Annotated in this window: 21 protein-coding genes; all 21 read right to left on the minus strand. The window is 38.1% G+C overall.

Annotated elements, in window-relative coordinates; genetic code table 11:
* Nucleotides 1-120: 120 nt before the first annotated feature.
* The 21 genes from V7124_RS24050 to V7124_RS24150 all read right to left on the minus strand — a co-directional run bounded on the left by V7124_RS24050 (nucleotide 121) and on the right by V7124_RS24150 (nucleotide 24,916).
* The gene (locus V7124_RS24050; protein WP_335494124.1) at nucleotides 121-1,020 is read right to left on the minus strand and encodes an aminoglycoside phosphotransferase family protein; all 900 of its coding nucleotides are present in this window, start codon (nucleotides 1,018-1,020) and stop codon (nucleotides 121-123) included.
* Between the two features lie 125 nt (nucleotides 1,021-1,145).
* Nucleotides 1,146-1,652, minus strand: coding sequence for a DoxX family protein (locus V7124_RS24055; protein ID WP_335494126.1), 507 nt, complete (start codon nucleotides 1,650-1,652; stop codon nucleotides 1,146-1,148).
* A gap of 336 nt (nucleotides 1,653-1,988) precedes the next feature.
* Nucleotides 1,989-2,750: an alpha/beta hydrolase gene (locus V7124_RS24060; protein WP_335494128.1), complete on the minus strand. Its 762-nt coding sequence runs from the start codon at nucleotides 2,748-2,750 to the stop codon at nucleotides 1,989-1,991.
* Nucleotides 2,751-2,848: 98 nt separating this feature from the next.
* Nucleotides 2,849-3,910: a Gfo/Idh/MocA family protein gene (locus V7124_RS24065; protein ID WP_335494130.1), complete on the minus strand. Its 1,062-nt coding sequence runs from the start codon at nucleotides 3,908-3,910 to the stop codon at nucleotides 2,849-2,851.
* A 17-nt stretch (nucleotides 3,911-3,927) separates the two neighbouring features.
* Nucleotides 3,928-4,896 (minus strand): sugar phosphate isomerase/epimerase family protein, encoded by a 969-nt coding sequence (locus V7124_RS24070; protein WP_335494132.1) that lies wholly within the window; start codon nucleotides 4,894-4,896, stop codon nucleotides 3,928-3,930.
* Between the two features lie 164 nt (nucleotides 4,897-5,060).
* Nucleotides 5,061-6,086 (minus strand): Gfo/Idh/MocA family protein, encoded by a 1,026-nt coding sequence (locus tag V7124_RS24075; protein ID WP_335494134.1) that lies wholly within the window; start codon nucleotides 6,084-6,086, stop codon nucleotides 5,061-5,063.
* Between the two features lie 61 nt (nucleotides 6,087-6,147).
* Nucleotides 6,148-6,918: a sugar phosphate isomerase/epimerase family protein gene (locus V7124_RS24080; RefSeq protein WP_335494136.1), complete on the minus strand. Its 771-nt coding sequence runs from the start codon at nucleotides 6,916-6,918 to the stop codon at nucleotides 6,148-6,150.
* 127 nt (nucleotides 6,919-7,045) lie between these two features.
* Nucleotides 7,046-7,921: an AraC family transcriptional regulator gene (locus V7124_RS24085; RefSeq protein ID WP_335494138.1), complete on the minus strand. Its 876-nt coding sequence runs from the start codon at nucleotides 7,919-7,921 to the stop codon at nucleotides 7,046-7,048.
* 97 nt (nucleotides 7,922-8,018) lie between these two features.
* The gene (locus tag V7124_RS24090; protein WP_335494140.1) at nucleotides 8,019-8,876 is read right to left on the minus strand and encodes a MurR/RpiR family transcriptional regulator; all 858 of its coding nucleotides are present in this window, start codon (nucleotides 8,874-8,876) and stop codon (nucleotides 8,019-8,021) included.
* 74 nt (nucleotides 8,877-8,950) lie between these two features.
* Entirely contained in the window at nucleotides 8,951-9,928 is a 978-nt protein-coding gene (locus tag V7124_RS24095) for a Gfo/Idh/MocA family protein (RefSeq protein WP_335494142.1), read from the minus strand.
* Complete coding sequence (locus V7124_RS24100; protein WP_335494144.1) at nucleotides 9,925-10,935, minus strand: Gfo/Idh/MocA family protein; 1,011 nt, start codon at nucleotides 10,933-10,935, stop codon at nucleotides 9,925-9,927. The genes V7124_RS24095 and V7124_RS24100 overlap by 4 nt, the downstream gene beginning before the upstream one ends.
* Nucleotides 10,936-10,982: 47 nt before the next feature.
* On the minus strand, nucleotides 10,983-12,866 hold the full coding sequence (locus V7124_RS24105) for a beta-N-acetylhexosaminidase (protein WP_335494146.1): 1,884 nt from the start codon (nucleotides 12,864-12,866) through the stop codon (nucleotides 10,983-10,985).
* Nucleotides 12,867-12,935: 69 nt separating this feature from the next.
* Nucleotides 12,936-13,814, minus strand: a complete 879-nt coding sequence (locus tag V7124_RS24110) for an ROK family protein (protein WP_335494148.1) — start codon at nucleotides 13,812-13,814, stop codon at nucleotides 12,936-12,938.
* 42 nt (nucleotides 13,815-13,856) lie between these two features.
* The gene (locus V7124_RS24115) at nucleotides 13,857-15,395 is read right to left on the minus strand and encodes a DUF4127 family protein (protein WP_335494151.1); all 1,539 of its coding nucleotides are present in this window, start codon (nucleotides 15,393-15,395) and stop codon (nucleotides 13,857-13,859) included.
* Between the two features lie 12 nt (nucleotides 15,396-15,407).
* On the minus strand, nucleotides 15,408-17,327 hold the full coding sequence (locus tag V7124_RS24120) for a hypothetical protein (RefSeq protein ID WP_335494153.1): 1,920 nt from the start codon (nucleotides 17,325-17,327) through the stop codon (nucleotides 15,408-15,410).
* 98 nt (nucleotides 17,328-17,425) lie between these two features.
* A complete protein-coding gene (locus tag V7124_RS24125) occupies nucleotides 17,426-19,897 on the minus strand; it encodes a DUF4855 domain-containing protein (protein WP_335494155.1) in 2,472 nt (823 codons plus the stop codon).
* A gap of 71 nt (nucleotides 19,898-19,968) precedes the next feature.
* Entirely contained in the window at nucleotides 19,969-20,586 is a 618-nt protein-coding gene (locus V7124_RS24130) for a YesL family protein (protein ID WP_335494157.1), read from the minus strand.
* A 43-nt stretch (nucleotides 20,587-20,629) separates the two neighbouring features.
* Nucleotides 20,630-21,550, minus strand: coding sequence for a carbohydrate ABC transporter permease (locus V7124_RS24135; protein WP_420490589.1), 921 nt, complete (start codon nucleotides 21,548-21,550; stop codon nucleotides 20,630-20,632).
* The gene (locus V7124_RS24140) at nucleotides 21,550-22,488 is read right to left on the minus strand and encodes a carbohydrate ABC transporter permease (RefSeq protein ID WP_335494161.1); all 939 of its coding nucleotides are present in this window, start codon (nucleotides 22,486-22,488) and stop codon (nucleotides 21,550-21,552) included. The genes V7124_RS24135 and V7124_RS24140 overlap by 1 nt, the downstream gene beginning before the upstream one ends.
* 195 nt (nucleotides 22,489-22,683) lie before the next feature.
* Nucleotides 22,684-23,991, minus strand: a complete 1,308-nt coding sequence (locus tag V7124_RS24145) for an ABC transporter substrate-binding protein (protein ID WP_335494163.1) — start codon at nucleotides 23,989-23,991, stop codon at nucleotides 22,684-22,686.
* Nucleotides 23,992-24,208: 217 nt separating this feature from the next.
* Nucleotides 24,209-24,916: an N-acetylmannosamine-6-phosphate 2-epimerase gene (locus V7124_RS24150; protein ID WP_335494165.1), complete on the minus strand. Its 708-nt coding sequence runs from the start codon at nucleotides 24,914-24,916 to the stop codon at nucleotides 24,209-24,211.
* Nucleotides 24,917-25,240: the final 324 nt, after the last annotated feature.

Genomic DNA, 25,240 nt, shown 5'->3' on the forward strand with positions numbered 1-25,240 from the left:
AGGAGGCTCACGGGTGAGCCCGCGGAAAGCGTAGCCCCTGTAGCGTAAATCAACAGCCAAATTTAACACAGCCTATCAAAAAAGACGGCCCCATAGTTGGGACCGCCCTTTGTAACCAACCTATTTAAGTAATTCAATAAACCATTTCACACACTGATAAGTTGTTTCCCAATCAGCTTGGTCTTCTACTCCCCAGCAGGCATATAGCGTTCCTAATGCGACTGCTGCTTTTAGCAAACGCTGGCGGTCAAAACCCAGCTGTTCACTGATAGTATCCACTCGGAGCTTCACAATGTTTTTTGGGTCTGCCTTTAGCTCTAATTGATTAATCAAAAAGGATACAACATCAAAGTACGGATCCCCGGCAACCCCTTTAGGATCAATCGCCATCCAGCCCTTCGTTTGCGAATACAAAATATTCTCATGATGTAGATCACCGTGGAGGAGTTGTGGACCGGTTGAGGTTTCTAACACCTCTTGATAAAACGCTTCTGCTAACTGAACATGCTCATGTGAAATCGGTCCATCATCATGAGGAAAATTATCTCGATAACGTGCAAGCCCCTCGAACCAGTTGTTCAACGAAGGAGTTACTCCTTCACTTGGCACCGGTCTACGAATCGCTTCCCAAACCTTGATAAACGTTTCCACAACAACCACTTCATCTTGTTCCTCTGAAAGCATCCTACCAGGGACAAGCCTTTCTAACAGCATAACCCCTTTTTCTCGATCAGACTTCACCAGCTTGGCACACCCATCACCATCATATGCTTGCACTGTCACCATCTCATTTCGGGTATCAAAGCTGGGAACACCCAGCTTTAAAATCAGAGGGGCGCCCTCTTGATCGATCACTTTCAAAACATAATTATAGGAAAGGTTATCGACTGGTCCTTCGCTAGTAAGGTTCCATTTTTGCAAAAAAAATTCGACGGTTTCCTCTAAAGAATCTAACCAGTTTTTTCCTTCCTCACCAAACGCATTGATAATTTTCTCTTGAAAGGATTGAGAAATCTTCATAAAAAATAACTCCTTAATTTTTACTAATAGGTAAGTGCTATTATTTCTACAAAATTCTCTAAAATCCCTTTTCTAGAAATGAAAAAAAGACGATTCGTGGGGGATCGATTCGCCTTTTTAACTAGTTATACGGTCGCTTTAGCTTTATTTGTCCCAAATGTTTTACGGATGAATGGTACCACCCAGCGATCTAATCCAATACGGCCAGCATTATAACCTGCTGTTAAGATGATAAAGCCTAGGAAAATGTCAGTTGGGTTATGAGAAACAGTTCCTGCTAAGAAGAAGCTGAAGTTCATGACTAAGCCAAAAAACATAGCTGCTGTTGTTAAACATCCCAGCATAAGTCCTAAACCAATTAACGTTTCACCCCAAGGAACAATGAAGTTAAAGACATCAATGTTTGGCAATGCAAAGCTTTCTAAGAAATTCACATACCAGCCATAAACCATATTGCCGTCAGGACCTTTAACTGGATTAGCGATTGCTCCTTTTAAGAATCCAGAAGCATCGAATGCTCCACTCTGTAGTTTTCCTAAACCTGCAGTGAACCAGGCGTAACCAAGATATAAACGAATAACAGTCAAAATAACTGTTGCGACATTACTTTCTCTTAAAAATTTATTAAACATATGTCATACCGCCTTTCGTAATTTGCTTCCTCTTTATGTTACACTATAGTTGATTTCAAACATTACCAACATAAGAATAGTGTTAAGTTCACAATTTGTTTGAAATGATTTGACGGATATTTGAACAGCTATCTTACTGACTATTTTCCCCCTCCTGAAGGTGGGATATGCCATTGTCAGACATAATAAAATATGGAAGCGATTGATTCATAAGGGAACGGTTTTTTTTCCATTAAATACATTATTTGAGTTCAAAAAAAAAGGATATCATAATAAACATTAGGATATCCAATATTACTTTATTTCGTCTAACGTTGGTATGCAGGAAAATGGCCCCTACCCAAAGAAGCTCTTCACTACATCAATCACTTCTGTCTCATATCGTGCAGAGGTGTAGCAATGGTCACTCCCATGAATCCAATGGAGGGAGCCTTTTTCTGCAAAAATTTCCGCCAGTCTCCATGAAACAAGAGGCGGAACAGCATCATCATGTGTGCCATGAATCAGCTGCACTTCGGCGGTAACCTGCTTTGCTGCCTCATAAATATTGAGTCCGAACACATCATCGAGCAAGGATTTTCCGACCACGTTGCCGCCGAGATCAATGGTTCCCGTTTTGATGTAATGTAATAATGCTTCCCCATGTAATTTTCTTGATAAAACATCCTGCATATTCGCTGCTGGACTTAGCAAAATGAGATTCTTTACCTGCTCCTTTAAAATCGAAGCGGCTAAAATAGAAACGGCCCCACCCATACTAAATCCAAGCAGATTCATAAAATCCGCATCGACATACTCGAAATTAACAGCATAGTGATAAATGGCTAAGCAATCTTTCACCTCGGATGTCATCGTCATATCAATCAACTGTCCATCACTTTCCCCACTGCCAATAAAATCAAAGCGAAAGCTAACGATTCCCTTATCAGCCAATACATTCGCCAGCTTTTTAAATATAAAATGAGATTCGCCTTTATGCCCGGTAAATCCATGATTAAAAATAACAGCAGGAAACGGACCCTCCCCTTCTGGTTTTGTCATCATTCCCCTAATGGTCAATCCGTCTCTCATCACTTCAAAATGTTTTATTTCCACCACAGCACAACCTTCTTTTAAAGTGGTTACCTTCGATTGAACATATGTTTTGCGCAAAAAAGGGATAGTGGACCTCCTAAAAGGCAGCCCCTATCAATTTTTTATAACGAAACTTTAATAATTTCATTTTTTTCTGCAGATTCAAATAAGATTTCTATCAATTTCGATAACCGCAGTACCTCTTCATTTTTTACAAATGGTTCTTGTCTTTTCTCGATTACTGATAATAAATTATCATAGAAATGCTCATTCAACTCAATAGGTTCCGGAAGCGGATAGGTAGTGGTCGCTTCCCCACTTGGAGGTGCCATGGTTTTGGTTAAGCCTTGGCCTGCTTTAATTGGTTTTGGTACTGAGGCAACTACATCTCTATTTTGGATTACAATTTTACCGTTATTACTCCAATCCTCAATAACTGCAGTCCCTTCAGTCCCTTTAGCATACCATCTAGGCAGAGTAATAAAGTTTGTTGTACCCACTTCTACTAACGCCCTAACTCCATTCTCAAAAGTAATGATTGTTTGGAAGCCATCATCAACTTCATTGCCTAAAATAAAGCTAAGATTTGCATAGATACTTGAAATTTTGCTATCTATCATAAACAATAGCTGGTCCAAAAGGTGGACGCCCCAATCAAGTACCATCCCTCCACCATTTCCTTTTACATGGCGCCAATCGCCTGGAATACCGTTGGCCCCATGAACTCTTGATTCAATTTGGAATACCTCACCAATTTTTCGATTATCATAGATGTTTTTTATCGTTAAAAAGTCTTCATCCCAGCGGCGATTTTGGTGAACCATAAAGACTTGATCCGTATTCTTTACAGTATCCATGATTTCAATTAGTTCTTCACTATGGATCGTAACCGGTTTTTCACAGACTACATGCTTACCGGCAGCAATTGCTTTTATGGCAATTTCCTTATGAACATCGTTCGGTGTGGCAATTAAGACAATGTCAACAAACTCATCGGAAAGTAAGGCATCTAAACTATCGAAAGCTTTATAGCCATCCTTCATTCCTGCATCCATTCGATTAGGTTTACTATCATATACCCCATAAACCTTGACTTGCTTATGGTCTTTCAGGATATAGTGGGCATGGTAGCTTCCCATACCGCCATATCCAACGATCGCTAGGTTATATATTTTTTCTGTCATTATGTCCTCCATAACCCTTATACCCACCACATGTCCGCAGGTGTTTCTCGGATTAAAACGTCTTTCAAGTTTTTCACTGCGCGATTAAAGCCTTCCTCAATAGACATTAATGGGTCTTCATGTTCAATGCTGACTACATAATCATAGCCATAAGTACGTAGTGCACTCAGCATATCAGACCATTCCTTCATGCCATGACCACAGCCGACACTTCTAAATGTCCAAGCGCGTGTTTGTACATTACCATATGGCTGCATATCCGTTAACCCATACATATTGACATTATCCTGGTCGATATATGTATCTTTTGCATGGAAGTGATGAATCGCTCCTGCTTTTCCAAGTATTTTAATAGCTGCGACAGGATCAATTCCTTGCCACCACAAATGGGAGGGATCAAGATTAGCCCCGATTGCATCACATGTTTCCTCTCGAAGCTTCAACATTGTATAGGGCGTATGAATAAGGAAGCCACCGTGCAATTCTAGTCCGATTTTAACATTATGGGACTGTGCTAATTCACCGATTTCCTTCCAGTATGGAATCAGTTTGTTTTCCCACTGCCAAGTTAAAATATCGGCATATTCAGATGGCCAAGCAACAACTGGCCAGTTAGGCTGTTTTGCCTCTTCACTATCACCTGGTGTTCCAGAGAAACAATTTACTACAGGTACGCCTAGCAATGAAGCCAATTTGATTGTTTTTCTTAAGGTTTCATCAGATTGTTTTGCAAATTCCTTATCTGGAGAAATTGGATTGCCATGGCAACTGAAAGCGCTAATGGTTAATCCACGGGAAGTAACCGCCTTTAAATATTCTATGCGCATTTGTTCATCGGCTAATAGCTCATTTAATGGGCAATGGGCATTTCCTGGATAACCCCCTGTCCCTATTTCAACGGCATCCAGACCGGATGCCTTAACATGGTTTAGCATTTCTTCAAATGGCATCTGAGAAAATAGTGCTGTAAAAACACCTAATTTCACTCTAAAAACCTCCTTCTTTTTGAAGCAAATCCAGGGCAATGGGTTAGATCCATTGTCCAACTTGTATTTTGCATTGAATCCAGGACTAAAGACAAGGGGTCTGTCCCCAGCTATGGGAAGCTATAAATTTGTCAAGCGGTGAATTTTTTTCTACATTTAACCTATTATAGGGAAACAATTCTCTTGGTTACTTGAGACTCAATCGCCGCCAAGATAATTTCCAAGGATTTTTTACCTTCTTCTCCAGTTATTAGCGGCTCCTTATCTTCTAAAATAGACTCAACGAAATGATCGATGACATTGGTAGTTGTTTGTCCGCCATCTTCATTGGTTTGAATTTTACTTAATTTATGGTAAATCACTTCACCATTTTGATATTGCTCAATCAAGGAATACTCAGGGTCTGCTTCTATTTTTAAAACTCCTTTTTCACCATAGATGATGGTAGAGTTATCAGCACTGTTGGAAGTATAAGCCCAGCTTGCAGCTAACGTTCCAATTACGCCATCAACTGTTCTTAAAATACAGACGGCATTATCGTCTACCTCAGAGAAGTTCTTCGCATTGGTTTCAATGAAACTCCCAACCTCAGAAAATTCACCAAGCAGATACCGCATTAAATCGGCTTTATGAACGCCAAGGTCACCCATAGCACCAATGAAGGCTTGCTCTTTATTAAAGAACCAGCTTTCTGCTCCGTCAATGCTCCAGCCCTCAGGACCGCCATGGCCAAAGGTAGTTTTAAAGCTGGTAATTTTACCAAGTTTACCGCTATTAATAATTTCTTTAGCTTTTTGGTGTGAAGCAACAAAGCGTTGATTATGACCAATCATCAATTTTTTGCCGTTTTCTTTAGCTGCGGCAATCATAGCTTCTGCTTCTTCACTGGAAGTAGCCATTGGTTTTTCACACATTACATGTTTTCCTGCAGTTAATGCATCAATTGAAACTGGTGCATGTAGGTAGTTTGGCAAGCAAACACTAATAGCATCTATTTCTTCAAGTTTTAAAAGTTCTTGATAATCCGTGAACGCCTTCGCACCATATTTTTCAGCCATCTCTTCCGCACGTGCCGGAACAATATCACATACAGCTGCAATTTCTACATTTTTATTTAATTGATACTCTGGTAAATGACGATATCTTGCAATACTTCCACAACCAACAACCGCTACTTTTAATTTACTCATATTCTTAATTCCTCCAATGACAATTTTTTTGCAAGAGTCAGTTATTTATTTATTTATTTATTTATTTATTTAAATAAGGAAGCTTAGTTTTTAAGTAATTCAAGCTGATTCCAATGCTTTCAAATGGGTCTCGGCTGCAAATGTCCTGCTCAACCACCCACCATTTCACACCGACTTCTTCACCTTTGTTCAGAACAGCCTCAATATCTACTCCCCCTGTACCTAATTCAGCGAATGCTCGTTCCTCGTCAGTCGTCATATCTTTTAAATGAACAATCGGTGTACGGCCCTGATATCTTTTGATCCATTCAACTGGATTTTCACCAGCCCTTTGAAGCCAGTAAATATCAAGTTCGGCTTGTAAACTTTCTGCTCCGATAACAGAATAAATCGTTTCTAAAACAGATTTGCCGTTTGAGGCTAATGTCTCCAATTCAAAATCATGATTGTGATAAGCGAGGGATAGCCCCGCTTCCGTTACAACTGGTCCGGTACGTTTCAAGAAACTGATCAGAGATTGGTAGCCTTCTTCGGTTCGATCTTCTTCAAGAATATATGGACAGACAATGTACTCACAGCCTAATATTTGATGGTCTTCAATTACTTTGGACAAATTCCGTTTCATCTCCACTAATGGCACATGGCTTGAAGCCGCTTTCAAACCAAATTCATCTAGTACATTTCGAATTTCTTGGGGGGAGTGACCATATAGTCCGGCAAATTCCACTCCGTGATAGCCAAGGTCTGCAACTTTTCTTAGAGTGCTGATAAAATCCCTCTCGCAATATTCTCGTAATGTATACAATTGAACAACAACAGGAATCTCTCTCATATTTCCATCTCCATTTACATTTTATAAAAACGTTTTCAAAACAGGTTATATTCTTTATTTTTCCAGATCTTTTCTTTGTATGTTTATAATACTAAACTAGTATCCCCATTTCTTCCTTCATATCAAATTAGTTATTCCCGTATTTTGACTTTCTATATTTTAATGGAGATGTTCCAAATTTCTCTTTAAAAAGATGATGGAACCTTTTGACACTCTGAAAACCTGCTGAACTAGCCACTTCAATAATCGGCAGGTCTTCATTTAATAAAAGCCATTTTGCTTTACTTAAACGATAATCATTTAAAAACGTGACAAAGGTTTGACCAGTTAATCTTTTAAAGTACCGCGTAAAATACTGCGAATTGAAACCTAAATATTGAGCAATATCCTCAATCGTTACTTTGTTTTGATAATTTTTCTCGATATAGGAAAAGATCTTGCTTAAATTATCAACGAGGATTTTCGGGTTGGAGGTTAGTTCATACTCTGATTTTAAAAGTTTCTCCTCTGAATAAGTTAATCGATAAAGCATGAGAATCATCTCATACATTTTAGCTTTGATGGCCAGCAGATAGCCTCTATTTCTCCCTTGGTATTCTTGAAGAATCTCACCAGTCAGCGATTGTAACTTTACCGTTATTTCTTCCGGCCAACTGGTACTCGATTTTTCGATACCTTTGATGATTTCTATAGTAGAATGGACATCCTTATCTATCAATCTCATATCCTTAAAAAAGGAAGGATCAAAAATAAGCACGACCCGTTCGCTTCCTGGGGATGATAGGTAATAATGTGCTTCTCCTCCGTTAATAATACGAATATCACCTGCACTCATCGAGATAATCGAGTCGTTAATACCCAAATATATTGTGCCTTTTGTACAATAGACAATTTCAATTTCCTTGTGCCAATGGGGAAAAATAATTTGATTTCCATCATTGACGAAACAATCCATTGGAAATTCATTATTATCATGTCTAATCTCTAAATAGGAATTTCTCATATAATAACCTCCAACGAAATTGCCTTTAAGAGCGACTACTGACTAACAGTAAAAAACCCACTTATAATCATGCAGGTTATAGGTGGGTTTTTTGGTATTAATACAACTTATCCAAAACAGACTCTGCCGTATTCTTAATCGCTTTTGTCGAGTTTTCTTTTAAACCTAATGCTGCCTTTGTTGATAGGATATCTAATAAGAAAAGTTGTGCGATTTTAGATAAAAAAATTCCGCCTTCAAATGGAGATTCTTTATTAGCCGAGAGTAGTTTGATATCAGCATATTTAGTAATGGGTGATCTTGCCTGATTTGTAATGCAAATGATAAAGGCTCCATTGTCATCTGCAATTTTTAGGGCATCGATTACATCTTTTGTACTGCCGGATGAGGAAATAGCAATCACCACATCATTGGGTCCTAATAATGAAGCAGTCATGGCCATAATATGAGAATCAGAGACATGCTCTGTGTTATATCCCAGTCTCATAAATCGGTATTTTCCATCTAAAGCAGTAAATCCCGATGAACCTACACCATAGAAATAGATTTTTTGAGCCAGGTTAATTTTTTCTATAGCTTTTTCAATATCCCTTTGTTGATTTAAAGACTGGGTATCATTGATGCTACTATTAAATTGACTAGCAATTTTCTTTGAAATATCCTCAATTGAATCATTTTCATCTATTTTCCCGTATACTTGCTTATCATCATTCATTAGATTTTGAGCGACTGCTAACTTAAAATCCTGAAACCCTTTATAGCCTAGCTTTCTACAAAATCGAAGCACAGTCGTATCGCCGACCTCTGTTTTTTCTGCCAAATCGGTCACAGACGAATAAACAGCTTCTTCATGATGTGTCATAATATAGTCCGCTACTTTTTGTTCAGTTTTCGTAAGTGAATTATATACGGATTGTATGACTAATAAAGGGTTTACCTTTTCTAACTTTGCCATAAATTTTTCTCCTTAATAACGTCAAAGTGAATTTTATATAGAACGGAGATTTATTTCCCCTTAATAACTACATTTTATCCAATCTTTACAGGTTTTTTATCCTTAAATGATTGATAGGCTGCCAGTGCCACTTCAGCGGCTTTCATTCCGTCGACTCCAGTAACAAGTGGGGCTTTCCCTTGTTTTATACTTTCGACAAAATCTTCTAGTAGACCAGCATTCATATCATCTCCCCAACCTACCCATTGTGTACCACTTTGATTTGAATACATGGTCACCTTCTGGTCAAAAGCATCAACTTTTACCGTACCGTTGGTTCCAATAATTTCAAGTGTGACATCCCCCCAGGTGGGATAGGTCTTGTTCCTTGACCAGCTGCAGTCTAATGTTGCAAACATACCATTACTAAATTCCATTGTTAAAATTCCACTGTCATCAATCGGAACATCGCTAAACATGCTAGTTCCAATTTCTGCGTATACTTCCTTTACTTCGGCTCCGGTGTACCACCTCATAATATCCACTACATGAACTGTATGATCTAGAACTGCACCGCCCCCGGATTTATCTTTTTCAACAAACCAGCCGCCTGGATTAGATCCCCTATTGGTTCCTTTAATAGCTAGAATTTTTCCTAACTGACCTTGGTCAACGAGTTCCTTAGCTTGTTTAACTGGGACATTAAATCGTACAGGAAATGCTGTTTCTAATATAACACGATGGTCCTTGCAAACTTTAATCATTTCTTCCATTTCTTCTTTATTCACACCCAGCGGTTTTTCACACAAAATATGTATTCCCACTTTAGCTGCTGCCAGTACATGCTGATAATGCATACTATTTTCCGAGGTTATCACGACCGCATCAATATCTGTATTCAATAGTTCATGGAAATCAGGATAATATACTGTTTCAAATTGAGTAGCATACTTTTTCCCTCTTTCCTCATTGTCATCTGCAATTCCTGCAATCATTACCCCCTCCATACTTTGTAAAGCAGCTGCATAATCAAAGGCATGAAGGTGGGCAAAACTGATAATTCCTATTTTCATGATAGAGTACCTCCTTTACTATCCAATGTAACAGGGAGTCCTGTTTTTAAAGATTGTAAGGCTGCATAGGAAATTTCCATTGCCTTATATGCATCTTCTGCTGTTACAATCGGAGTCAATCCATCCTGCAAGCAATTTAAAAAGTGTTCAAGTTCAACGAAATATGGTGATTTTTTTAATGGACTATGAGGAACAGCTACTCCACCAAGTTCTCCATTATTTGATTTAATATCTACTAATACTGGTTCTTCCTTTAAACTGTCGTACTCAATAATTCCATTTTTACCAGCAAATTCAAATTGTGTAGAGAAGGTATTATGTGCCCAGGTTCCTTCTACATGGGCGATTACCCCTGATTTAAATCGTAAGGTGACTAAAGCATAATCCAGTTTTCCAGCCTCGCGTCCAGCAAGTCCCTTTGCATATACTCTTTCGACTTCCCCTAAGGTCCAACGCAAAAAGTCAAAATCATGGATGATTAAATCAAGGATGACTCCGCCGCTTTTATTTAAATCAGCATACCAATCGTTCCAGCCTTCGGGAAAGTTTCCCCCGCGCTTTGTTCGAACGACTCCCACCTCTCCAATTGATCCACTTTTTACTAGTTCTCTGGCCTTTTTATATTGCGGGAAAAACCGGACTACGTGTCCAACGAATAATTTCACATGTTTCACGTTGCAATATTCGATCATCTCTTTTGCATCTTCCAGATTATAGGCCAGCGGTTTTTCACAAATAACATTAATACCATAATCAGCAGCTTTTAGAACATATTGTTTATGTGAAAAAGTAGGCACACAAATATCGATTACGTCAATGTGTTCAAGGTTTTGGACCGCTTCCTCAAGTGATTGAAAAACTCTAGTTTCTTCTGATAACCTGATTTTCTCGGCCCGCTCTTTGTTTAGATCAACGATACCTGCTAGCTTTACATGATTCATTGAACTATAGGCTAAAGCGTGTTCTTTGCCCATTGTTCCAGCACCGATCAACAATACATGTTGCATAATCCCACTCCTTTTGGAAAGATTAATAATTTTTAAATTAAGAACGATTAGTCGGAAAAAACACTATTCGTTACAATACGATGGTATAAATTTCTTCCCAGCGTTCCTTCTTCGCCGAAAGTATAAATTCCATTATAGAAAAGCCGCTCCGCTTCAAGTTCCTCAATTCTAACCGTTGGATCATCAAGCCATTCTTGAACCCTCTCTTCGGCACTATGAATTCTTGTTAAAAGCCCTCCATATCGAATATCCAAAACTTCCCATCCGAAAGGCTTATTGGTAGAAAACCATAGTTTTTTGTGGGCCAGGCGTAATTTTTCCACATCTTTTCTTAATGATGATAGTTTTTCTGAACAAGCATGCACCGCATTCTTATCAGCTTGATCATAAGCATTTTTTAGATTAATACCTAATTCTGCCTTCACACTCAGAACTCGTGCCAGTTCCTCATAGAAATGAAATAAAAGGTTCATATCTTGATTTTTTTCCTTGGATTCATGCAAAGGCTGAATTAATTTTTCGTAATGCTGCGCGATCGGGAATCCTTCAATATTTTTATCATATAAACCGATTAGAATATCCTGCCAAAGAAGAAATTTAGAAGGATTGGATTCATATAAATTATCCTTCATCACACCTGGTGTTTCATCAAAGTGATTGAGCAATAAAAAGTCCTCCAAATGATAACCAGTGCAAAATTCAAACCGTTCCGCTAGATGTTCAGGACCTACTTCTTGATGGTAAGTGTACTCTGCATATAATTGCATCCCTGGTAAAACTGTTTGAATTGGGGTTTCCGCGCCATTGTCACCCCACATCGTGGCAAAAACCTCTTTAATGCCAAATTTTTTATTTGCCTTTAGGGCTGCTTCTGTTGTTCTGAATGCTTTTCCATAATTTGGTGCAATGCCGTTCCAGGTCCATAATCCACCTGCAAAAATGGGTTCGTCAACCAACAATTTATGCATAGTTAACATTTTTTCATAATGACTTTCTTCGGTGTGGTAATAATCCCAGTAAACCATTTGTACATTTGGAATTAGTTTAATAATCTCTTCGGGTATTGCAGCATCTTTATCATAGTAGTTGCCATCCTTGGAAGCTAAACGAAAATACATATCACTCCAAATCATGGGCTTCAAATTTAAATCCTCTGTAATATGAATGACTTGTTTAAGATGTTGGTTCATAATTTCGAATCGGTTACGATACCCATTTAGTTCCATATATTTTCCTAATCCAAGCTCATGAGCCTCATCCATACCTATATGAATCCGGTTCGAACGATAAGGTTTGGTTGCAGATTTAATAATAGTTCTTAAAAATTCATAGGTCTTTGGTTCCCCTGCTAGTAAAATACTTTCTGTATCCCTAAATTCATTGGAATAATTCCACTTTAACGCTTCCTTTAAGTGTGCTAGGGTTTGAATGCAAGGGATCATCTCAATGCCCAATTCTTCTGCATAATCATCACAGATTTTTATCTCTTTTTCAGAGTATCTTCCACGCATATAACCAAAGTATGGATATTCCGGAACTTCAAATGTATCCTCTGTGTAAAGCATCGCTAGATTTAACCCCATAACCGCCATTTTACGAAGCAGCATTTGAATTCCATCTGTTGTTAATACGGCATTTCTCGATGCATCAATCATGACACCGCTAGTTTCAAATTGCGGGTGTTCGACGATATGAAATTCTTTACTCTTTTCGAAGTTTTGTAGCCATAATCCTAACGCTCGATAAAAATGGATCTTTTTTTCAAAACAAATCTCCCCTTGCCCATTCGCATTTTTCACTTCAATTGAGCCAGGTCTTTTTACAACCGAAATGGGATACCCATCACTACCAATTGTAAAGTTTAATTCCTCAGACAAATGGTTAATGCCCGTTAGTAGTTCTGAAATAGTTCCAGTTACTTGTAATTTCATAGAAATTCCCCCTTTTGAAAAAATTATTAGCCCCTCCACCAATTATGTAGATTCATAAAACACTAACGTCTACATACTTTGCCTATCGATAAAATGGTAAACAGCACCTATCATCCCCGAATGGTTGGAGTATTTTGCAAGTGACAGCTTGGTATTTTTAAGGATAAGTGGATTCGCATACTTCTCTACCACGCTATTTACCTCTTGTAAAAACCGTTCCCCTCTTCCTGAGATGCCTCCCCCTAATACGACGACTTCAGGATTAAAAATATAGATAAGATTTGCTATGCCAATTCCTAGATGCTTGTAAAATTGCTCCACAGCCTTAGTCATTTCAGGATCACCATTATCAAAGAGCTTAAAAATTTCTTCACCAGTCCATTCTCGGTTTTCCTTATACTTTTTTGCAAGGGTAATCAAGCCCGAAATAGATGCTATCTTTTCAAATGGTTTGCCCTCAACAAGCATATAGCCCCACTCTCCGGCACTGTAGGAATGTCCAGAGTACAACTCGTTGTTTAGAACGATTCCTCCGCCGATACCTGTTCCTATGGTTAATACAATAAAATCCTTTGCCAAAAGATTACCCTTCCATTTTTCACATAGAGCAGCACAATCTACATCATTCCTGACTTCTACCGGTAGGTTTACTGCTTCTGAAACCAATTTTTTTATCTCCATGCCTTGATAGCCTGGAATTGTATCTCCCGCTGCGACAATGGTTCCTGTATTAAAATCCACCTGTCCGGCTGTGCTAATTGCGATCCCTTCAAGTTCTTCTTCCAGTTTGGCCTCATTTGTTTTATTAATTACTTTTTCTACGATTGCTTTTCCGCCAAGATATGCCTCGGTATCCATATACGAATGACGAATGACATTCCCTTCATCATCCACAATTCCAAACTTAATATGTGTGCCGCCAATATCAAATGCCAGATACTTTTTCATGGTATAAAGCCTACCTTTACTAAATTCCATCAAACATAAAAATTAGTGATAATGAATCTTGAGCCCTACCTCAAACATTCTTTTCCACGGTGAATACACTTGCTCCAGTTTTATGTGTTCCAGTTCCGGTGTATTCAAATTCTCTTGGATGAAATCTTGGAGTTTTTCTTTGATTAGCTCTTCTATATCATGGAGTTTTAGGGAAATATCAAAATAGTTTGCTCCAAACCGCTCGATATCATTTTGAAGAATGTCATGCTTCACAACTGCCTGATAGCCCCAATCCTCAATTAATCTTGTATAATAGAATTCTCTTCCCTGTTTTAAGAATTTTGATGGATCATAATTACGATTAAAAGCTTCTATTATTAAGTGCGCGATGATAGTACCTAACGTATTACCCGATGTGTTCCAACCGGCATAGCAAGGCAACCTATCCACTAGGTTATTATCACGAAGGAGGTTCATTAGGATTACATCACTGCCGTTACAGAGTGCTACATCCCCAACACCTACAACTTTCCCCTGGTCCAAATAAGAGCTAATCAAAGTAACAAATTCCTGATAATGAATCTCCGAAAAATAGGAAGGATCGCGCTCACTAAGCTTATGGACAGGTTCTGCAATATCGTCTTGACTTACTGCTGGTGAATGAATCATTAGGATGCCATCTGCATTCATAAAACGATCAGTAATATTTCCGCCCGCTGCAGCAATTTGTAATGTTACACTTTCTCCTAAGGGGCGATCCTCCAGTTTTGGAATAATTACAGGACCTTTTGCTGATGAATATTGTGTGAAAATAGTTGGCTTATAGTTATGTATGGTGCAAAATACTCTCGAAAATAAGGTACAACCCACTTCATCCGCGCCTGGATAAATTGCTACTTTCTCACTAATTTCCAAGCTTAAGACACTCTCTACAAGAGAACGCTGCTCCTTCGCGCTATACCCATATTCCGCATTGTCATCTAGAGGTATGATTAAAAAGTCGATAATTTCCTCCTTTACAAGCTGCAATGCGTAGTGATTGGCACGGGCATTTATCTTTCTCCGCTCTGTGTAATCTGATAGTACCTCGACTGGTATTTCCTTCTGTAATTGATTGAATTGATCCGTATTTTTAGTCACGATGGATCGCTCCAGTTTGTCTAAGAGCCTTCCATACAAGTGGAGCTTTTCTCCATAAAATGCATAATACTCCGGCTCTTCATCATCGCTATTGTAAGCTGGGGACCTCATGATCAGGTTATTGGCATAGATTTTCATACCAGGATTCTTTTTCTTTAATCCTTTTAGAATAGTTAACCTTGTTAAGACTTCATCAGGCTGTAAATGATGAAGCCGTGATGGAACAATTCCGCCATAAAGAAGCATATCAAGTGACACAATCAGATAATCCGCATGGACCGTTTCTTTCTCCAGCCAGGTTACTAAATTCTTGTGGGGAGCTGGCTGTTTTTTGTTACCTACTAGTTGTTTTCCTGGTACCATTAAATGTAAATCGGTCATTGCGGCTAGCTGAGAAGGGTACATGTAATTACATGGTCTTTCATCTAAGGGTATATAAACAATTTTCATTTCCCGCCTCCACTAATAATGCTTCCTTAATTGATCCTCTAAAAGTCCCATCAATAGCCCGCTTGAAATTTCTGCCACAGTCCAGCCGGATTCAATAGCCCAAGGTCCCCATCCCATATCAGCAGGTGACCCAACTACTTCCATTCGTTCTACATCAAATGCCCGAGTCCATGCTCCGTTGATTTGAGGATTATCACTTTTTATTTGTGCATTTATAAAAAACTTACAGTTTTCAGTCCATAAATCCTTAAACATTGAGTCGCCTGTTACCCAATAAGCTTGAATAAAACCGATTGGCAGCCAATTATTGGAATAAAGCATATCCACGATTGGGTCACCATTTTTCGCAACAAGGGAACTTTCACCCTCACCCATTTCATGACGCATACTTGCTTTATAACCTGTATCCTGTTCTAGGTAAGCACCTGATTGATGAAGGAAGTTTTGAAGGTCATTCGTCACTCTATATAACCAGGCTTTATGTTCACTATTATTTGAAACCCAATACAACCAGCTTAATGGCAAAATCAGCCGACAATATTCTTCAGTCTCACTTTGCTCGCGAATTGTATCTGGATAAATACTCATTATTGTGGTTAAACCTTTGATCGCCGTTTCTTTAAATTCTTCAATATTTGTAACTTTATAAGCCAACAGTAATGCTGCATAGTAATAAGCATTGTAATGGGCGGATGGGAAATTACCAGGCCTTTCTTTGAGTTCCTGTAATTTTCCCTTCGTTAAGTCGATGTTATCTGTCCTTGCTGCCCTCGTACCATCTGTCCCAGTTGTTTGTACTAAAAACCTCAGTGCATGAACACATGACTCTAGATGCTGATCTGTTTTTAGATAGTAGCATTTTAACAATTGGGGTATGATGGCTCGGGCAACATCATCTTGATAACAAACTCCCCAAGCTTCATTCGTCCAACGCATCATTCCGAATAAATCTTCAGGTTCCGTACAAAGATAATTTTCAAAAACAAAGTCCGATAAATTCTCAGAGACTTTGAGACTCCGAGGGTCACCATACAATAAATAATCCAGCAGGTATGGCAGTGAAATTTCACCAATACAATCTGCTCTTAAAATCTTACTAATCCTCTGGCTCCCATCACCGTAAATTTCTGTTCCCAATCCTTCGATCGCTCCGCCTTTTCCTTCATCTAAAATAATTCCTGCATTTTCAAACCAATCCTTTGCTGCGTGAGCTGTTTCCTTTAGTTCAACTTCAAAAGGAAGAGTTTGATTAGCTGATATAGTTGAATATGCAGGTTGATAATCCTCTAAGTTGATATCCCGTTCCAGTAACCATTCCATAATAAATGCAATGACCTTTTTCACTTCATCCCAAGGACCAAAGCGGGATTGCTTAAAGCAACTTATTTGAAATGAACAGATTAATAAATTTTCAGGTGTATCAAACCATAATCCACGGTCTGAGATTTCCGTATAGGTTGCATCCGTCACCTCAATATAATCATGTGCATGCTGCCTAACAAACTGTAGAATCGGAATTCCTTTACTGCAGGTGATATCGTGAGGCTTGACTCGCATTCCGCACTGATTTTCAATCAAAGTTCCAACCTTCAAGTCCTTTATCGTTGGTTCAGCTGAACAGTAAACTAAGCGCTCATACCTGGTTCTCTCTGGTGGCGAAGAATAAACATGGCCAATACTTGCCACATATTCTACAAAGGTCTTTTTTCCTTTAAGAATTTGCTCTTCAATCGCCCTGCGGCTCCTTGGATCTAGTAATAATGGTTCATCACTCACACCGCCAAGAATGGCAATACCATTAAAATCATTTAAATCTGTTTTTGTAATTTCCTCAGTAGGTAAGACAATGACTTCTGAAGCTGATTGTTCCACTAATAAATCTGAAAAATCACTCCTCTTATTTGTAAAAACAACGACTTTATTATTCTTCATGCCACTACCTCCGGAAATTCCAGTTAATTTTTCAATAGAAAGAGGCGGAAAATGTTTTTAAGTTATTTTATTTTCCGCCAACTCTATTTAAATGCCTTTTAAGGATTATTTTTTATTTTTATCTCTTTAGTGAATACTCTAGTCTTTCCGTTATAGGTTACTTTCACCTGAATGGTTGCTTTCCCATTTTTTAATCCTGTCACGATTTGCTGATTCTCTCCAGTATTGCTATCTCTTATTGTTAGGACGTTTTCTTTTGATAGAACCGACCACTCATACTCCATATTCTGCCAAGGTATCTTGTAGCCATTATAGAAAAAGCTTTGGAGGGACACGGTAGCTTCGTCGTTTATAGCTAGGACAGAATTGCCACCTTTTACTACATCGCGGTTCCAAGGGGATACCTCTACAACTGCTGATTCAGCTTCGATTCCATTCACAAACGCACGAATGGCCGCTTTTCCTTCTTTCAATGCTTTTAGTTGTCCATCAGCGTTTACTTCGATAATATCTGGAGCAGTACTTTCAAACCGTATATTTGTTTCAATTACCGGCTTCCCGCTTTCATCAAGAACCGATTCATTGACAACAGTAGGTGTCCAAATACTACCGATATCCATTGTTGGTACTTTTGAAGGCAACGAAATGGAATACTTCGGAACTTGGGTAATAGTTTCATATTTATTGAGTTTTATAGTATCGAAATACAATGTAGCACCATTTGTTGCGAACTCATCCATTTTCAAGGTCATTCTGATTATATTAGTGAGATCGGCCCCGTCTGCGGCTAGCTCATCCAACATGATTTCGACTTGATTCCATTGTTTAGGCTGAATTTTGACCTTTTTTTCTCTGGATGAAGCCCAACTGTAGGCATTATACATAAATTCCATTTTTAAGACTTGCTCCTTTTCTGTATCATTGTAAACAGCAAAGGAAATGGAATCATAGTCACTCCAATTTTCATTCGTAAAGTTTGTATACTGCCTGTCAGATCCATCCAATAATGGGGAATCCGAATCAATAAAGGCTCTTACTGGTCCCCAACCGTTCGGGAAGGATGCCTTAAGTGATTGTTTACCAGAAAAAGTGTGTTCCTGACTAAATGATCGGCCCACTACGCCATTGCCACCGACATTAAACTCACCTTGGAAATCACTAACTGTATAAGATTCAAGTAAATTTTCACCCTCCGGATTCCCTAGAGTCACATCTCCGTAAACCGTTTCGTCAACAGGTATATCAAAGCTCAATGTTTTGCTAGGATAACCTTCTTTTGTAAACGTAAAGGTATTTTTAATGGAAAATAGATCATTGACGATTATTCTTCCATCACGATCCGTCACTTCAATGGGTAAGCCATTTTCATCGGTTACGGTTACTTCTGATAGTGGATTACCATCCCGGTCAACAACCCTGAGGTTTAGATTTCCTGTTGGTGGTGTATATTCACCTTTTGTGAAATGGTAGATATCGTTGTAAAATTGACGGCCAACCGGGCTCTTATGATGATACAAATCATGAATCGCATATACATCCTGGTAATAGGCGAGCATTGAATCAGACATATATTCATATTTCACTCCTCCTATTAAATAGTTATATAAAGCTTGACGATAATGAGGATCTTCAATGGATCTTAAATCAAATTCCATTTCAATCCCTTGGTTATTGCCATAGGAAAGTTCTGCTGTTTCTTTAATTCGATCAATTGATGTATCAGCTTGGAAGTAATGATTTGGTTGAACCAGTGTAAAGTCAAAGCCATGACGATTTCCATTTGCTTTTTCTCCAGCTCCCGACCAAGGAATCCACCCAAGTCGCAAGTCCAGTCTATTCAAATAATCCGATGCATATTGAACATTTTCTTTTTCACCAGAAACTGTTGTATCTAAATCTTCCTGGAGCCAGTAAAAGCCTGCAAGATTTAGATGTTTATAATTCCGTTCATTAAATCTGGAAACCATTTCATCAATGTACCACTTCACTAATTCATTACGAGTCTCTAAACTTTCTAAATTAACAGAAGTCCCATCCCCTTTAAAATCTCCAAAGTCCTTGCTCTGAGGATCAGGAAATGGAAGGGTTAGATATACATTCACTTTTTTGTCTTTATTATCTAAAGTAGAACCGACTTTTTTTACAGCTTTATCAAGGGCATCTAATTGCTGATTTTTCACAAATACCCGATCCATCGCCCATTGCCAGTCCTTCAACGTACCCGGTTTAGCTCCTTCAACCCATGAGTAATATCTTGCAAGACTTCCATTGTAAGGTGATTTGGTAACCAGCATAAGAAAGGTATCGAAAAAGTAATCCTCTGCAACACCTTTATCATTTAAATACCCCACGTATGGCATAAACTTTTCTACATCATAATCCCCAATCTTTTCACCATCATAATTGGCTGGATCATAGTACCCTGAATAGATTAATACCATATTCGAAGAATGATTGGTTTTTGGATCGTCCTGTGGTAAAAATTCTGCACGAACTGGAATCATCGATGAGCCTAAAAATAAACAAATTGCAATAAAACAAAATACGATTCTTTTAAAATACCCCTTCATTTTTACACCCACTCTTTTCATATTTTTAGTTCATGACTAGGAACCTCATAAGTGAAACATGAGCTGTTGTTTTAAAGTGTAAGTTTCGCTTGTTGCTGTACGTTCTGCTTAACACCATTCGTAGAAACATCGAACAGTTTATAATTGATCAAACATAGTAGACTAAACCCGAATAAAAATGGTGAAAAACGGAAAATATTTGATAGGAAAATGAGTACTCCGATAATTAGAATAAACACTAAAACTACCATTGGCTTCGAAAAGGTTAAGTAAAAGACGTTTTGAAGCTGCTGCTTAAAAGTCATTTCATAATTCAGTAACAATGGATAAATGAATAGACTCATTGAAATAATCGTAACAGCCGCAAATAACAGGAACGGCAAAAAGATTAATTGATAATGTTCGAATGATTTCATCAGCAGCATAACACCGATTAAGACGATTATGGATGCCAATTGTAAAATACTAATCCATAAACCGCTCTTAAAATTCAGTTTTAATAGATTAAAAAACGTACGAGTAATAGGAGGCTCATTATCTTTTCTCCATTCCCGTATCATCCCCATCATCGCCATCCAGGCAGGACCAATTGTTACAATAGGTAGTGAACTAAGAATGAATAACGCGTTTAAGTAGACATAATTAGCTGCTACTTCTAATAATCCAGCTATTTTTCCATCATGCTCCATAATGAAACCTCCACTACTTACTTTTTTACATAAAAATTTCCGATTATTTAAATCCAGTCATCGAAATACCTTCAATAAATTGCCTTTGGACAAAGAAGTAAAGAATAACAATTGGTACTGTAAACATCGTGGCTGAAGCCATCAACATACTCCAATCGATTTGGTTAGAACCAATAAAGCCTCTTAATCCAAGGGATAATGTCCATGTTTCCGGATCATTCAAATAAATTAATGGTCCTAAATAATCACTCCATGCCGCTAGGAAGGTTAAGAGCGCCACGGTAAAAAGGACTGGCTTGGACAATGGCAAAATAATTTGCCAGTAAATCCTAAATTCTGATGCTCCATCCATTTTGGCAGATTCGGAATACTCATTCGGTATCCCCATAAAGAATTGGCGAAGTAAAAAGATATAAAATGCGGCACCAAAGAAGTTTGGCAATATCAATGGCAATGTCGGCGCATTTTCCACAATTCCCATTTTGGTATATAGAACATATAACGGTATCATCGTTACCTGGTACGGTAAAATCATCGTAGCCATCATTATGTAAAACAGGACATTGCGGCCTTTAAATTTCATTTTTGCAAAGCCGTAAGCAACCAACGGTGCCGATAATAATTGGCCCGCAACAGAAAATAAGCAAATAACAACGGTATTCCAAATATACTTAAAAAACGGAATAGCTTGAGTTGCGTCTGTGTAATTACTCCACTGCCACTCACTTGGAAGCCATTTTGGAGGAATAGCAAATATTTCGTCCGGCGTTTTTAGGGATGTTAAAAAGAGCCATAAAAAAGGAACCAGGAATAAAAATCCTACTGACATTAAAATTGCATGTGGCAGGATGCTTTTTTTAAGGACGACCGAAAACCTTCTTTTCTTTTTTTTAAGTATAAGAGGTTGTGGGGAATGCTGATTGGTAGCTTTCTTCCCATTTACTGAATAAGAAGTGTTTGCCATTAATTGTCACCTCCGTAATACACCCATCTGGCAGACGTTCTAAAGATTACTAATGTTAAGATTAAAACGATAATGAACAGAATCCACGCCATGGCGGAAGCAACTCCATAATTCAGGAATTTAAATCCAGTTTGATAGAGATAAATAGCATAGAATAACATTGAGTTTTCAGGCCCACCTATGGATTGAGCTTGTGTACCGAGTACGTCCGCTTGTGTGAAAATTTGGAACGATCCAATTAAGCCCATAATTAACAGATAAAGAGTGATTGGCGAAATAGCTGGAATAGTAATGTGCCAAAACTTTTGCCATCTATTCGCACCATCAATTTCAGCGGCCTCATAAAATGTTCTTGGAACACCCTGTAGAGCTGCTAAGTACATAACTGTATTCGTTCCTGTCCCCCAGAAGCCCATGATGATAATGGCAAACTTCGTATATGCTGGATCCAGTAACCAGTTCGGCTCAATTAGTCCGATAGATCCTAGAAATTCATTTATCAGGCCGTATTGAGAATTGAATAACCACATCCATAATAGCGAACTCGCAATAGCCGGAACTAACGTTGGCAGAAAATATATCGTCCGATATAGGGATTTACCCTTTACATTCATGTTTAGGATAACCGCCATTACAAGGGTGAATATTAATTGAGGAATCAACCCGAATATCGTAATAAAGACGGTATTATATAGCGATAAATAAAATTTATCGTCAGCAAATAATTCTGAATAGTTTTCCAGACCTACCCACTCTGGCGAATTAAAAAGATTATATTCTGTTAAACTGTAATACGCTGACATGACAATTGGATATAACTGAAACAGAACAAAGCCAATGATCCACGGACTTACAAATAGCAAACCTGTAAAAAATGTTTTGCGGCGTCTTTGTTGGGGAGATAATTCCTCTATTTTCTTGCCATTGATGCCAATCATTTATTTTTCCTCCTTTCGAACAAGACCGAATGATATGTTGTGCACCATTCTACTCATCAGCAGCAAACTGTCGGATTGTATATAAAAAATAATTATTTTCAAATAGTAAGGAGAAATTTTAAATATAGGCAATTGGCAAATTGCCAATTGCCTCAACCATTTACATTGAACCTAAACTTTTACTATAGATTACTATTATTTCTTTTTATTTTCTTTATCCGCAACAGGCTGAATTTTCTCTTTTACGTTGTCCATGGCTTTCTGTGCTGAAAGTTCACCTTTCAGTGCCTTTTCAGTTTGCTCAGACAATGCCTGTAAATATTCATTTATATAGACACTGTTTGGAAATCCAGTTAAATTCTCACTCTTAGCAGCTTCGTAGAATTCCCACATAATCTTCATGTCTTCATTTTCTGTCAACTTAGGATTGTCGAGAGCCGATTTTACAATTGGAATATTACCTGATTCAATTGCATATTCAATTTGATTTTCTTCAGCGACAAGGAATTTCATGAAATCCCATGCTTCATCTTTGTGTTTTGCATTTTTAGGAATATACATAGCAGTTGGTGATACCATACCAGAACCCTTTAAATCAGGGCGATCTGCTGGATAAGGGAAATCGGCTACTCCGATTGACCCACCTTCGACACGATGTTCGTTAAAGTTATTCTCCCAACCAATTAACATCGCTAATTTCCCAGTGAGAAGGGGATCCTGTGGTGTTTCCCATGCTCCCATACCAGAACGGATTTTATTGATTGCTTCAACACCGAATTCTTTATAAAATTCTTGTTGGAATGCAATAGCTTGGACGTTTTCAGGGTTATTAGGTGTTACTTCACCAGTTTTTTCATCATAGAAAGAACCGCCGAACATTACAGGCCAGAAAACGTTGTCAATCCAAGGATAGTCAGGAATAAATCCAATTTGAGTTAACTCACCATTTTCTTCTTTTGTTAATTTTTTAGAATATTCAAGAAGTTCTTCCATCGTTTCAGGCGGATCGGTTAAGCCTGCGTCTGCAAACGCTTGTTTATTATAGAAAAGCTTAGAGGCCATACTCATTGTCAAAGGTAATCCATATTGAACATCTCCAACACGCATTCTTTCTGTAGCAGCAGGAATTAAGCCATCTAAATCAAATTTATCTTCGTCAATATACTTATTCAATGGCTCTAATGCTCCAGCTGACGCCCATGGTCCAACCATGTTCCAGTATATATAAGCGATGTCTGGTGCATTTCCTCCTGAGATTGCAGTCAATTGTTTTTGATCATCCTGGGAGCCTAGAAATTTAACTGTTACTTTGTCCTGGCTTTTATTGTATTTATCTACTAATGCTTCTAACGGACCAGAGTCTTTGTCACCTAGTACAGTCCAAAAATTGATTTCTACTTTTTCATCAGATTTTTTACTAGAATCTGTTCCTGCGTCCTTTGTACACGCGGTAGCAAATAGCAGTACTAGAATTACTGCTAACAATAACGAAAACTTTTTCATGATCTTAAGTCCCCCCATATTTTTTAAATTTTGGTTCATCGAGAAAATACGAAATCCACAAACTAGTAATCTGTAAATATCACCTCCCGAAATGAGTCGTTTTAGCTAAGTAGTAAACTTCGAAATTCCATATTTTTGCCAACCTAACCCTAACCTTTGTAACCGAATACATTTTTAAAGGCAAGCGCCTTCATAATTTGTCTATTCTACTCTAAACCTATTTAGGACAAGCTGTTTGTAAAAGTTTCAATTTATCAACATATCTTTTCGTAATCACAGTTGGTCTAGTAATCGAGGTTCCCACCACAACTGCATGGGCTCCGTTTTTAATTGCGTGAAAAGCATCCTCAGGCGAATTAATTCTCCCCTCTGCAATGACTACTGCATCTGGATCTGCCTTTAATTCTTTAATAAGTTCAAAGTCAGGTCCCGCTATCTGTCTGGAATAGGGCGTATAGCCAGATAGAGTCGTGGATATAAAATCGCATCCTGCAGTCATCGCGTAGCTTCCCTCTGCAAATGTGGAAATATCACCCATAATTAAACAGTCACTATTTTGTTTAATATAGGCAACCAAGTCCTCTAATTGCTCGTCATGAGGGCGCTTTCTTGTAGTTGCGTCCAGTGCGATAACATCTGTTTTACTTTCGATTAGTTCCTGAACTTCTCTTAAAGTCGGAGTTATATACACATCACTATCCTCATAATCCCTTTTAATAATTCCTATGGTTGGGAGGCCAGTCGCTTCCTTGATGGCGATTACATCTTCCTTTCCATTTGTCCGGATTACAACTGCCCCACCCTCTTTGGCAGCCATACTCATTTTGGCCATCACATCGGATCCAAATAACGGCTCACCTGGAAATGATTGACAAGAAACAATTAATTTGTGTTTAACAATGTTCAAGAACTCCTGTTTCTTCATATTTCTTCTCCTATCAACCTTTTTAGAGTCATTCAAATATCTAAGGAAAGGTTTAATATTAAAAATGTCTGTTACCTTTTTTGGGAATACTTTTAAGTCTCATAGAATTATATTAACCAAAAGGTGGAGATTTGCTCCATTTTTTTATTAAATGTTGGATATATCCTCAATTTGAATTTATATGATAGAAGTTATGTTGTCAATTAAAATATTGGATTATTTAAAAAAATGTAAATCCCTCTCCCTTATTGCCCTTCCTTGTAACTTTCGGACCATTTTAAATTATCTATTAAATTATTGTATCTAAAAAGACATGTTAATGAT

Source organism: Neobacillus niacini, assembly GCF_036961885.1.
In the GTDB taxonomy this organism is placed as follows: Bacteria; Bacillota; Bacilli; order Bacillales; family Cytobacillaceae; genus Neobacillus; species Neobacillus niacini_H.

Bases quoted from the DNA above. Each gene is read 5' to 3' on its own strand.
- V7124_RS24050 (WP_335494124.1), bottom strand. From the start codon at position 1,020: ATGAAGATTTCTCAATCCTTTCAAGAGAAAATTATCAATGCGTTTGGT.
- V7124_RS24055 (WP_335494126.1), bottom strand. From the start codon at position 1,652: ATGTTTAATAAATTTTTAAGAGAAAGTAATGTCGCAACAGTTATTTTG.
- V7124_RS24065 (WP_335494130.1), bottom strand. From the start codon at position 3,910: ATGACAGAAAAAATATATAACCTAGCGATCGTTGGATATGGCGGTATG.
- V7124_RS24075 (WP_335494134.1), bottom strand. From the start codon at position 6,086: ATGAGTAAATTAAAAGTAGCGGTTGTTGGTTGTGGAAGTATTGCAAGA.
- V7124_RS24080 (WP_335494136.1), bottom strand. From the start codon at position 6,918: ATGAGAGAGATTCCTGTTGTTGTTCAATTGTATACATTACGAGAATAT.
- V7124_RS24085 (WP_335494138.1), bottom strand. From the start codon at position 7,921: ATGAGAAATTCCTATTTAGAGATTAGACATGATAATAATGAATTTCCA.
- V7124_RS24090 (WP_335494140.1), bottom strand. From the start codon at position 8,876: ATGGCAAAGTTAGAAAAGGTAAACCCTTTATTAGTCATACAATCCGTA.
- V7124_RS24095 (WP_335494142.1), bottom strand. From the start codon at position 9,928: ATGAAAATAGGAATTATCAGTTTTGCCCACCTTCATGCCTTTGATTAT.
- V7124_RS24100 (WP_335494144.1), bottom strand. From the start codon at position 10,935: ATGCAACATGTATTGTTGATCGGTGCTGGAACAATGGGCAAAGAACAC.
- V7124_RS24105 (WP_335494146.1), bottom strand. From the start codon at position 12,866: ATGAAATTACAAGTAACTGGAACTATTTCAGAACTACTAACGGGCATT.
- V7124_RS24110 (WP_335494148.1), bottom strand. From the start codon at position 13,814: ATGAAAAAGTATCTGGCATTTGATATTGGCGGCACACATATTAAGTTT.
- V7124_RS24115 (WP_335494151.1), bottom strand. From the start codon at position 15,395: ATGAAAATTGTTTATATACCCTTAGATGAAAGACCATGTAATTACATG.
- V7124_RS24120 (WP_335494153.1), bottom strand. From the start codon at position 17,327: ATGAAGAATAATAAAGTCGTTGTTTTTACAAATAAGAGGAGTGATTTT.
- V7124_RS24125 (WP_335494155.1), bottom strand. From the start codon at position 19,897: ATGAAGGGGTATTTTAAAAGAATCGTATTTTGTTTTATTGCAATTTGT.
- V7124_RS24130 (WP_335494157.1), bottom strand. From the start codon at position 20,586: ATGGAGCATGATGGAAAAATAGCTGGATTATTAGAAGTAGCAGCTAAT.
- V7124_RS24135 (WP_420490589.1), bottom strand. From the start codon at position 21,550: ATGGCAAACACTTCTTATTCAGTAAATGGGAAGAAAGCTACCAATCAG.
- V7124_RS24140 (WP_335494161.1), bottom strand. From the start codon at position 22,488: ATGATTGGCATCAATGGCAAGAAAATAGAGGAATTATCTCCCCAACAA.
- V7124_RS24145 (WP_335494163.1), bottom strand. From the start codon at position 23,991: ATGAAAAAGTTTTCGTTATTGTTAGCAGTAATTCTAGTACTGCTATTT.
- V7124_RS24150 (WP_335494165.1), bottom strand. From the start codon at position 24,916: ATGAAGAAACAGGAGTTCTTGAACATTGTTAAACACAAATTAATTGTT.